The sequence below is a fragment of the Caulobacter sp. GW821-FHT10C03 genome (assembly GCF_059415485.1).
Map to the genome: position 1 here is coordinate 38,105 of NZ_JBWKNI010000022.1, position 10,695 is coordinate 48,799.

At 65.1% G+C, this 10,695-nt stretch carries 10 protein-coding genes and 1 tRNA gene; 4 read left to right on the forward strand and 7 right to left on the reverse strand.

Translation table 11 applies throughout. The annotated features are described in order from the left end of the window. Positions 1-56 precede the first annotated feature (56 nt). Positions 57-2,126 carry a ParB/RepB/Spo0J family partition protein gene (locus AC07NG_RS21815; protein ID WP_492861728.1) on the reverse strand — a complete coding sequence of 690 codons (2,070 nt, stop codon included), beginning with the start codon at positions 2,124-2,126 and terminating at the stop codon, positions 57-59. 419 nt (positions 2,127-2,545) lie between these two features. Here AC07NG_RS21815 and AC07NG_RS21820 point away from each other — a divergent pair, with 419 nt between their 5' ends. Continuing rightward, positions 2,546-3,598, forward strand: coding sequence for a hypothetical protein (locus tag AC07NG_RS21820; RefSeq protein ID WP_492861729.1), 1,053 nt, complete (start codon positions 2,546-2,548; stop codon positions 3,596-3,598). An 89-nt stretch (positions 3,599-3,687) separates the two neighbouring features. Next, positions 3,688-3,930, forward strand: a complete 243-nt coding sequence (locus tag AC07NG_RS21825; protein WP_492861730.1) for a DUF7662 domain-containing protein — start codon at positions 3,688-3,690, stop codon at positions 3,928-3,930. A gap of 12 nt (positions 3,931-3,942) precedes the next feature. Here AC07NG_RS21825 and AC07NG_RS21830 read toward each other — a convergent pair whose 3' ends face one another. Beyond that, complete coding sequence (locus AC07NG_RS21830) at positions 3,943-4,158, reverse strand: hypothetical protein (RefSeq protein WP_494596352.1); 216 nt, start codon at positions 4,156-4,158, stop codon at positions 3,943-3,945. Here AC07NG_RS21830 and AC07NG_RS21835 point away from each other — a divergent pair. Next, positions 4,087-5,199 (forward strand): PDDEXK-like family protein, encoded by a 1,113-nt coding sequence (locus tag AC07NG_RS21835; protein ID WP_494596347.1) that lies wholly within the window; start codon positions 4,087-4,089, stop codon positions 5,197-5,199. The two genes, AC07NG_RS21830 and AC07NG_RS21835, sit on opposite strands and share 72 nt — an antisense overlap. Before the next feature lie 50 nt (positions 5,200-5,249). On the opposite strand, the gene AC07NG_RS21840 is transcribed toward AC07NG_RS21835, so the two are convergent. From AC07NG_RS21840 to AC07NG_RS21850, 3 genes are all read right to left on the reverse strand, one after another. Further along, positions 5,250-6,119 (reverse strand): hypothetical protein, encoded by an 870-nt coding sequence (locus AC07NG_RS21840; protein ID WP_492861732.1) that lies wholly within the window; start codon positions 6,117-6,119, stop codon positions 5,250-5,252. A 201-nt stretch (positions 6,120-6,320) separates the two neighbouring features. Continuing rightward, positions 6,321-7,562 carry a three-Cys-motif partner protein TcmP gene (locus AC07NG_RS21845; RefSeq protein WP_492861733.1) on the reverse strand — a complete coding sequence of 414 codons (1,242 nt, stop codon included), beginning with the start codon at positions 7,560-7,562 and terminating at the stop codon, positions 6,321-6,323. A gap of 28 nt (positions 7,563-7,590) precedes the next feature. Continuing rightward, the gene (locus AC07NG_RS21850) at positions 7,591-8,367 is read right to left on the reverse strand and encodes a DUF5131 family protein (RefSeq protein ID WP_492861734.1); all 777 of its coding nucleotides are present in this window, start codon (positions 8,365-8,367) and stop codon (positions 7,591-7,593) included. Between the two features lie 242 nt (positions 8,368-8,609). On the opposite strand from AC07NG_RS21850, the gene tcmP reads away from it, so the two are divergent. Then, positions 8,610-9,782, forward strand: a complete 1,173-nt coding sequence (gene tcmP / locus AC07NG_RS21855) for a three-Cys-motif partner protein TcmP (protein WP_492861735.1) — start codon at positions 8,610-8,612, stop codon at positions 9,780-9,782. A gap of 17 nt (positions 9,783-9,799) precedes the next feature. Here the strand turns inward: tcmP and AC07NG_RS21860 are convergent, their stop codons facing one another. Both AC07NG_RS21860 and AC07NG_RS21865 read right to left on the reverse strand, forming a co-directional pair. Further along, a complete protein-coding gene (locus tag AC07NG_RS21860; RefSeq protein ID WP_492861736.1) occupies positions 9,800-10,282 on the reverse strand; it encodes a GNAT family N-acetyltransferase in 483 nt (160 codons plus the stop codon). Positions 10,283-10,479: 197 nt separating this feature from the next. Then, positions 10,480-10,556: transfer RNA gene (locus AC07NG_RS21865), tRNA-Arg, on the reverse strand. Between the last annotated feature and the right edge of the window lie 139 nt (positions 10,557-10,695).

A 10,695-nucleotide genomic window follows, 5' to 3' on the forward strand; every position in this document is an offset into this window, starting at 1 on the left:
CGGTTCTGGCGCGCGCCCAAGCCGGACCGCGCAAGGCGGCCCGGCCCCAGGGACGACTACTCGGCCGCGATCAGATGCTCCCCGGTCTTGGTCGGCGCGACACTGGCGTCGTCCGGATCACCGGCCCCGGCGATCAAGACCTCATCGCCCGGCGCCTGCGGCGGGGCCTTGGTCCGCAGCAACACCGGAAGCCAGCGGGCCTTGACCAGATCGGGCTCGGTCGCCGCCACCAGATCGACCTTCTTCAGGCCCGACAGACGCTGGGCGGTGTCGGGCGAGACGGCCTCGCTCGTCGCCGCCAGCACATGTGCCTTGGTGACCCGAGACAGGTAGCGCTCGGCGGTCGGCTGCCAGAAGGCCGTCATGTCGAGGCTCGCCGCCGTGGCCAGGACTTCGGCATGGGCCAGGGCCGCGCCGCGCCCGCCGAAAGCCTTGACCGCATCGACCGTGCGCCCCACGCAGAAGGCCAGCAGGCTGGCGCGACTGTCGGCGTCGAGGCCGACGATGAAGTCCCAGACCGCCGCCGGGTCCTCGGGCACGTGCTTGGCCCACTGGCCAAACCGGGCCTCCAGGGCCTCGTAGGCCGGGTTGGTCTTCACGCCTTCGCCATGCTCGGGCAGGAAGGTTGAGGTCGCCTGGATCGTCAGGCATGAAGCGCGGCCGACGCCGTGGAACGTGCAGAGCGCCAGGACGTGGGTCAGGGCGATCAGGGCAAGGTCCGGATCGTTGGCCAGCGCCAACCGCAGACCCGCCGACCGATGGGCGGTCAGGTCGGCGATGAGCTTGGCCGACAGCGGCGCGCGCGCATCGCCCTCGGGCTCCTCGCTCACCGGTGCGGGCTCGTCGTCGGCATCATCGCCTTCTGCCTCGCCGTCCGCTTCATCGTCATCCTCGTCCGGCGCGCCGGCGACAACCTCGTCCTCGGGCAGGACGAGGCCACGCTCGATGCGCGGCTCGCCGTCATAGCCAAGGATCACCCAGACCCCGGCGCGGGCGAGGTCCTCGGCCGCGTAGGCCTCGGCGGGCTCTTCCAATTGGGCTTCCAGCGCCGAAAGACGCGCCTCGATCTCCGTCGGCAGGTCCTCAACGCCGCCCCATTCCTCGCAGAGGACGTTGTAGGCGTCGCGTTGGGCCTGCTGCTCATCGCTGACCGGCACGGGCTTGGGCCACACCCGGCGCAGCCCGTGGCCGTGCGGATAGTCCAGGCGCCATTGCGCCCACTTCCAGCCCTCGGCCGTCTGGATGTCCTGGGCGATGTCCGAAAGCTTGGCGGCGACCAGCTCGTCGATCAGGGCCACGTCCGACAGGTAGCCACCGCGATCCTCGGTGAAGAGGTCACGGATGACGGCCCCGCCCGCCGCGACATAGGCCTCGACGCCGATGAAGCGCACGCGGCGGTCGTCGGCCTGCACCGTCTTCTCCGTCATGGCCCGACGAATAGCGGACGGGTGGGCTTGGGCGTAGGTCTCGAAGACCTGGAGCTGGCGCGCGTGGTCCTCGGAGACGGCGAAGGCCATCAGCTGATCGAGGGTCAGCTCGCCCTCACGGTGACGCGCGATCAGCGACGGGTCCACCGCCGCCAGTCGCAGGCGCTGGCGCACGACGGCGGCGGTGACGCCATAGCGCGCGGCGATGGCTTCGGCACCCCAGCCCTTGCGCTCGGCCAGATCGCGGAACGCCTCGAACTCGTCGGCGGGCGCCAGCGGCTCGCGGGAAATATTTTCGTCGAGGCTGACCTCCACCGCGTCGTTGGCCTCGTCCACCAGACAGCGCACGAGGGCGTCGCGCGGGATCAGCTTGCGCTTGGCCAGCAGGCGCAGGGCCAGACGCCGACCTTCCCCGGCCGTGACCAGGGCGTAGCCGGTCTCGGAGCCGTCCGCGCGGCGCTCGGGTTTGACGACCGGCGGCTGGATGATCCCCTTGGTGAGGATCGAGGCGGCCCGCGCCTCGATGACTTCCTGGCTATGGCCGCCTTTGCGGACATTGTCGGGCGAGGCCTTGAGCTTGTTGAGGGGATAGACGCGCTCCTCGCCGGACCGGACGGCGCCGGTGTCGGTGAGGACGAAGTACTTGGCGGCGATCACGTCGTCGGCGGCGTCTTGGGCGGTTTGACTGGACACTGACATGACAGGTCTCCCGTTGGGGGTTGGGGGCAGGCGCGGGTTGCGCCTGACCCCTGCCCGTCGGCGAGACCGGGGGGTGCAAACGGAGCGGCGGTTTCGCGGGGACCCGGCTGCAGCCGTCGCCGTCCTCGCGCCTTTCGCCGCCCTCGCGCCCGCGAAGCTGGGCGGAAACCGATGCGAAGTGCGCCAGGGGGCAGCGCCCCCAAGCCCGCGGCCGCGCCCCGCGCGGCCGCCATGCAAAAAAGTGAGTTCGCCGCCCCAGGTCCCAGGAGTTTTCGCGACCTGGCCCGTCAGGGGGTCTACGGGTCGGTTGGGTGAACGCCATCCGAACCAAGTCTGGACACGCTTCGGTTACTCCCGCGCATCCATGCGTAGTAGCCGCTAGAGTAGAGCGCGGTAGCGGAGTGGCGTCGATGAATGACATGACCAACCGGTTCCCGATGGCGGCCCAAGCCATCCTCACGCCCGAAATCCTATCGACTTCGGTGCAGGTCAGCGGTCAGCACGGCGTCTTTCTGATCAAGGGCTTCGCCCGTGACGTCCGGGCCTGGCCCGCGACCGGCGCGCCCCGGCATGTCTACGGAATCCTGCAGCTGGGACCAGCGTCGATCCGCTTCAAAACCGATCCGATGAACGCGCCTACGGAAGGCGAGGCGGTGATCCTGTCGGCGTGTCTCGAGGTAAAGCCGCCCAAGGCCGCTGGTCGTGATCGATGGAACGGCGCGTTCGAGGTCACACTCATCGCCGAGAAGGCCGGGACCTGGTCGCCGGGCGCGGCCGATCGCGAGGTGGTGCAACTGACGGCTCGAGCCGACCGCTTGCCGCTCGAGGACTTCCTGGACACCTATCTTCCCGACCGGTTGACGGTTCTGGTGTCGGGAAAGGCCGAGGCCGATATTCAGCAGGCCTTCACCGAGGCCGGCCTGATCCAGCGTCCGCGGATCGTCCGAGCCCGTTTCGACGACGAAACCTCGATCATCGAGGCCGCGCGACAGGCTGTCGCCGACGGCGCCGAGGCGGTGGCGCTTGCGCGCGGCGGCGGGGCCGGCCTTGAGCTGACGGCCAATTCGCCGCGACTGACCCAGGCCCTGATTGGGCTTGGACGACCGTTCTACAGCGCCCAGGGACACGGGGACGACGTGTTCCTGATCGACAAGCACGCTGACGACTGCTTCGCCACGCCATCAATCTTGGGCCTGGCGATTGCGCGCGGCGTGACCCAGGCCAATAGTCGCCGGCAGGATCGTGAAGCGCTCGGCCAGACGCGCCTTCGCGCCGAAGAACTACAGACCAGACTTGATCAGACCTCTGCGACAATGCTCGCGACCAGTGAACGGCTAGCGGCAGCCGAAGCCGCGCGGGGACGGCGGATCCACGCCGACAAGCTCGGCGTCAGCCTGTCCTGGCCGGCGGCCTTGGGCGTCGCCGGCGCGATGGTCTTCTTGGTCGCCTTGACCTTCATCCTCATAACCTAGCGCAGGCGCTTCGCCCGCAACGCCTGCGCCCAGGTGACGCCGCGGCCGATCGATCTTGCGAACGGGGTCCTGGTGCGCAAGGTGCATCGATGGCCAAGTACGAACCGCTCAGACGTTACCTCGCCCGCCAGAAGGCGAGCCGTGTCGAACTGACCTTCTCCGAGATCGAGCGCCTGATCGGCGCCATGCTCCCCAAGAGCGCCCAGCGCCCGCAATGGTGGTCGAACGCCGACGGGCACACCACGCCTGGCGTACAGACGGCGGCTTGGCGCTCGGCTGGCTTTTCTGCCTCGATGAGCGGGGACGAGAAGGTGCGGTTCGACCGCAGCTAGAGCCGCGATCGTTCAGCCGCTAAGGTCCATTAGGCCAAGCTTGGGAGGCGTGCGCTGCCTGATCCTGAAATCGAAAACGCGCTCAATTATCTGGTCGACGATGACGGGTTTCACCGCCTCGATGCGATGCTCGGGCGGTTCAATCTCTTCGAGGCGATGGGCGGTGTTCGCGCCGAGTTGCGCCACTCCAATTTCCTGGGCTTCCTGTTTACGCCAGCGAGGGCTCATGGCCTTGGCCCCTTAGCGCTTGAAAAGACGCTTCGCGCGATCTTGGAGGAGGTTCCGCCTGAATTCAGGCCGATCCGCCCGCTGGAACTGGCGCTCGCCGACCTCGACGACGCGGTCGTTCATCGCGAGCGGGAGAATATCGACCTGCTGATCGAGATCGCCTCGTTGAATCTGATGGTGCTGATCGAGAACAAGGTCGGCTCTGGCGCCGGCGAGGGCCAACTGCAGCGCTACAAGGAAACCCTTCAGCGACGCTTCCCCACCCGAAAACACCTCCTGATCTTCTTGACGCCCGACCGCGTCGAGCCGGACTGCGAGGGCTATGTGCCGTTCAGTTACCGCCGGCTCGCCGAAGTTCTGGACGACCTTTCGCGCCATGACAGCGTCGCCGCCGAACCCCGGCTGATCCTGTCCCACTACGTCGAAATGCTGCGGAGACACGTCGTGCCCGACGAAGAACTCAAGACCCTCGCGCTTCGGCTCTACGAGCGCCATCGCGAGGCGTTCGACTTTGTCTTCGAGGTCCGTCCCGCGCCGCAAGGCCTGCTCGACGCCCTGAAGTCGCGGGTGCTGGGCATCGAGGGCCTGGTCGAGGATCGCTCATCGATGACCATCTTCCGCTTCCTGCCGGCCCGATGGGACAGCGATCTCCCTGCGGCGCGCTGCAGCCGGTCGCTCTGGACGCGCAGCGGCCGGGGCCTGATGTTCGAGATCAAGGTCAATCCGACCACTGGGCGAGTGCATGTAATCTTGGTGTTGGGACCGCTGGAAGCGGAGTTGCGACGTAGGATTTATAAGGCCGCCGCCGATCGTCCGGAGATCTTCAAGGGTCTGGTCAAGCCGATGGGCCAGCAGCACTCCACCCTCTACAGCCGCGAGCTTCTGACCCCAGCGGTGGCGCAAACGCTGGACTTCGAGCAGCAGAGTCTGGCTGTTTCTCTGGCGTGGTCGGAGTTCCAGGGCGAGGAGCTGCTTTCGCTGATCAAGGCCGTGGAAACCATCGTCAACGCTGCCGCGCAAGAAGACGCCGCCTCCGGCTAGCCGGCGACGGCGCCACCAAGAAGGCTCGCCGCCTCCGGCGAGAGCAGAAACTAAGTGCTACGTTGAGGCTGGAGCATGGCGGCGTCGAAGGCCGACGACGTGCCCGACCAGGGTGCCTCGCTGATCGGCGCGCCCAAGGCGTTGACGGCGGCGATCAGCGGCGAGGGATCGTAGCCCTTGCGGCCATCGGTGATCAGGTAGAACTCGACACCGCCATCCGGCCGGTACATCCCCCAACGATCAGCCTTAGCGATGATGAAGCCGTGTTCGTCAGCCCACGCCGCCCGCTCTTGCAGCCTGCTGTCCGACATCGGGTAGGGCTCGTCGGCAATCAGATAGGCCTTGGCCTTGGGGTCGTACCAGGTGGTGGGGTGATCCACGCCCGGCGCCTCGGCGCGATAGGCCCCGTTGGGATAGGCGCGATAGCGGCTGGTGGAGGGGCGCAGGCCCGTGACGTCGATGAACTGCAAGGTGCGCAGCGCCTGGCAGATGGCCCAGCGCGCGGCCTGTTGGGAGTGGCCCAGATCGCGGGCGGCCAAGTGGTTGTCGCCGATGATGCGCAGGTGGCCGAGGCGATCGGCGATGCGCATTTGGCTCGGGCTGACGGCCTCCAGCAGAGGGCGGCTCAAGCGCACGCTGAGGGACTCAACGCCCGTCTGCCGCGCTTCGCGATCACGCCAGCCGATCGTGATCCGCACCTCGTAGCCGGGTTGGGCGAGCGGCTTGCGCGGACCCGCCGACGGCGGACGGACTGGGAGGCGTCGCGTGGCGTCGATCCAGTTGTTGAATCCGGATTGGACGGCGGCCTGGTCGAGGGCGCGAGCGTGCTGCAAGCCCTGCTGTGCGCGGATGCGCTTGGCCAGCCGCTTGATGCCGTCGAGGGTGGTGGGGGTGAAAGTAGAGGTCTGAAGACCGGTCATCGTTGTGCTCCTGGCCCGAAACGAAGCGTCGCCCGTCAACCGCCCCGAGAGCCCGAACAAAACGATCAGGGTCAGGGATCAATCTAGGTAGTGCCAGGTGAGGCTTCGCGCTGACGGGCGGCGGGCTCCTACCGAGAGCCTGCACGCACCCTAACCCGAAGGGAGCTAGCGCACAAGAAATGCGCCGAGCGCCGCGGGCGATCAGCGTATCGGCTTTTCGCCGAACATAGAGAAGAACGAGCGCTGGGTTTTGAACTTCAGGGTGTCGCCTGGAACGATCTGCTTGCCCCGGCGGCGCACACCGCCGGCCGGCGTTACGACCTGCAAATCCTCGCTGTCGAGCATAGCGCTGTGGATGTCGTCCTTGTGGGCCGGCGTGGCGCTGTACGCCGCTGCGTAGAAGTCCCCCACGAGCATAGCGTCGCCCACGCCCGCAACGAGTTTAGGGATGTCGTAGATCAGCTTCTCGCGAGCCTTGCCGCGATGTTCGTCCTCGAACAGGTAGATCATACCTTCCTTGGCCGGATCGTAGGCCAGCATGTCGAGGCCGGGCAGGCCGAAATGCGCCTGCGCGCCGTTCTCGTGCAGGACGTCGTTATAGACTTGGCGGGCCCGATAGTTGTTGGCGAAGTGGATGAGCCAATAGCGCCAGCCCTTGGGGTTGGCGATCGAGAAGGGGCTGACATAGGGCGCGGTGGTGTGGAACGACTCGAAGACGATACGCTCGGCCGCGCCCAGCCAAGCTTCATTGCTGACAATGCCATCGATGGCGCGCAAATCGGCGGGATCGACGCCCAGGTGTCGGACCTGCCGCTTCATCAGGCCTGGATCAGTGCGGCTCAGGAAGGTCAGCAAGGTGTCGATCGCGAAGGTGTAGAAGACCTCCACGGACTTGGTGGACCGCATGATTTCGCTGAGCGTGGTGAACGCGACGCGCTTGTGACCGCACTGGTCGAGGTTCCACAGGACGTTTTGAAAGCGCCCTGCCAAGAGGTCCCTTATCGCCGGGTAGGCGTCCTCGAACGGTTGGCTGAAATAAGCCACGCTCAGGTGCAGCTTGGGGCAGGTATCCTTCACCGCAGCCAGCAAAGGCGCACAGTAGGTTTTCAGCATCTCCGTGACGTCGGGCTTGGCGTCGTTGAAGATCAGGAGACACTCGATCTCTATCGTCCCGAGCCCTTGGACGGCGCGGCGCGTGTTGACCGCATCGAGGGCGCGCTGCAGCTCCTCGATAAAGATGATCGGCGAACCGGCGGCGCCGCAGGCGTAGCGCCCACCACCGGAAAACCCGTCCACGACCGCAAGACGGAACTTGCTCTGCTGAGGGTTCACGCAGCGCACGGTCAGGTACTGAAAAAAGTATTCGCGTAGAATCTTGTGCTTGCGGTGGCTGTGCTCGTCGAGCACCGCGCCAGCCGCCCAGTCATACGCCTTTTCGACCAATCCCCGCTCCCCCTTGGCGCGGCCCCGGCTAGATGTCCAAGGTCGCGGGCATCTCGTTCCAGGTCCGGCCGCGGTACTCGCGCCCGTTGGCCTTCTTGGAACGCTTCTTGTTATCCTTGCCCCAAGTGCCCCACTGCTTAAAGAAGAAAGCTGTGCTGAAGGTATCGCATTGCGCGTATATCTCGTCGATCCAGTCTTCGCGGATCGGGCGGGCGTTCAAACCGCTTTCTCCGCCAACGATCGCCCAATGGATATCGGTGAGATCGACGTCCCCGACCGGCCCGATCAGCGGCTCGAACGAGATGAAGCGGATTGCGGCGGGCACAGCGCGCAGATGGTCGATCCGGCCGACGACATCAGCGTTCTCGACGCTGGTGCCCAGCCAGACGTTGGGCAGAATGTCGGGAATAGCGCGCGTGACCACTTCAGCCATGCGTTCGGGACGCTTGGTGAGGATTTGGTAGTTGTGGTGCGGGGTCTCCCGCATCACCCGCCAGACATCGACGATGAACGCCTCGCTGACGTCGTCGTGGAAGAGGTCGCTCATCGAGTTGACGAAGATCTTCCTGGGCTTGCGCCAGCTGTAGGGGATGGAGAGCGCGGTGCGATCTTCCCGCACCACTCCGTTCCAGATCGCGCGCTTGCCGCTCTTGCGGGTGAGGCCCTCGTATTTGGGCACGCCCATGGCTTCGAGGCGGCGCGCCATCTGCATGGCGTAGCAGTTGGTGCAGCCTGCGGTGACGATGGAGCAGCCGGCCACCGGATTCCAGGTGGCGTCGGTCCACTCGATCTGGGTTTCGGCCATGGCTCAACTCTTCCTTCGCGCCCGGGAGGCGTTTCGTCGGGCGGACAGTCAACTCCAAGAAGCAAACATCACGTTAACCATGATTGCTTCAGTCACGCTTCAGGGGACAAGGATCGCCTTGCGCTGTGACAGTCGCGGTCGTCCCCAGCTCCACCTTCGATAGAATTTCTCGACCACTGATACGCGCTTTGCAATGGTGGGTGTCTGGTCGCGCGCTGGCGACCTCTAGGGTCGAGATCACCGTGATCGGAGAGCTGAAGCACTACCAGGGTCGTGAGCAGGCCTATGTGAAACACTTCCTGCTCAGCGAGTACCTGGAGAGCTGGGCCCATAAGGTCGCCAGCACATGGGACGAGGTCGCCTATGTCGACGGCTTTTCCGGCCCTTGGCAGAACTCCGACGAGCATTTCAGCGACACGTCGTTCGGTATCGCTCTGAAAGCGCTCACCAAGGCCAAGGCTAGCTGGCGTGCCCACGGGCGAAATGTCCGCATGACGGCCTACCTCGTCGAGAAGAACCCCGCCGCCTACGCCAACCTTCGGGCCGCTACGGCGAACTTCCCCGAGGTGGAGATCAAAACCTATCCGGGATCGTTCATCGACCAGGCCCCGACGATTCTGCGCGACATCCCTTCGCGAGCCTTTGCCTTCCTTTTCATTGATCCAAAAGGCTGGCGGATCGACATGAGGCGGATCGCAGAACTCCTCAGGCGACCGAACACCGAGGTCGTTTTCAATTTCATGTTCGACTTCATCAACCGCGCGGCGTCGATTCAGGCCCCCGGCGTCGCCGCCAGTCTGGATGAGTTGATAATCGATCCAACTTGGCGCGACCGGCTGATTGAGCCCCGGCCAGCCGGCGTAACCGAAGCCGAACATCGGAAGACCGTGCTCGTTGACGCCTTCGCTGCCACGCTTGGCCAACTCGGTCGGTATCCATACGTCGCCGAAACCACTGTCCTGCGGCCGCTGAAAGACCGTCCGCTCTACTGCCTAGTGTATGCTACCCGGAAACCGAAGGGCATCGAGGTCTTTAGGGGCTGTCAGGTCAAGGCCCTCCAACAACAGGACCTGATCCGTGGCGTCACGAAGTTGAATGTGGCAGCGGCCGCGAGGGACCAGACTGAGATGTTTGGGTCATTCAGCGAAATGGCGCCTGACCCGTCGGCTGCGTTCCTTGCAGACGAAGCGCGCTTGGCGGGTCAACTTCTACACGCCCTTGTGCCACCAGCGCCGGGCGCGGCGATGTGGGGCAATCTCTGGCCCAAGGTTCTGAAACGCCATGTCGTCACGCTGACCCAGGTCAAACAGCACGCCAAGGATTTTAAGAAGGCCGGCGCGGTGACGTTTCTGGACTGGGCTCCCAAGCAACAGGCGCCAGGGGATCAGGATCGCCTTAACCGCCCACTCGCTTGAACGGCCCAAGTCCGCAATCACGCAATCCGGTGAACGAACCGATACGCCGGCAAGCCCGAAACAGCGTCGGTGATCAACTCGGCATCGGACTTCAGGACGGCAGCGGCCACCCGTCTGGAGGCTTCGTTTTCGACGCCGACGACCGCTTCGACGATGATCGGTAGAATGCCTGCGCGACCATAGCCATTGGCCATCTCCCTGATCGCCGCCTGGACCACGTCCTTGGCTCGCCCTTGGCCACGATAGGCCGGTGGCACGGCGTAGCCGAGCTGGAAGCCTGGACGACCGTCAATGAACCCGCAGCTGGCGGCGGAGACCATCGCCGTAATGATCGCGCCCTCAAGGCGGACATATGTCATCCGAACGACATGCGGGGCAGGCTCGTCCATCACCACATAGAGATCTCGGTCGAGATCGCAGCGCTGAATTGGCACGCCACCGAGGGGGAGGACGTGCTGGAGGGACACCAGAGCATCTGCCGGGTCGGTCATCTTGGGCATGCGGGCCGTCCCGGAGTGCTGACAAGCGGTCACTCCAACAGTTTGGAGACCCCATTCCAAGGCCGAACCCCACCCGGTTTGCAAGGGCAGGCCCCGAAGCCGAGAAAATCCCCCGACTAAAGCCCCGACTAAAACGCAAAATTAGTCGGGGGCGCTAGCGCCGAACCCCGATAAGTCATTGATTTTCTTGGAGAAAATGGCGCGCCCGGAACGATTCGAACGTCCGACCCTCAGATTCGTAGTCTGATGCTCTATCCAGCTGAGCTACGGGCGCGCACTGCCTTGCGGCGAGGCGGGGGAAATAGCCCGGACCCCGGGGGTGTGCAAGCGTCTTGTCGAAAAAAGTCGCCGAGTCCGGTGGATAAGTGGGCGACTCCTTGTGCTGTAAAGGTTTCAACGGTCGGAAAAGATGT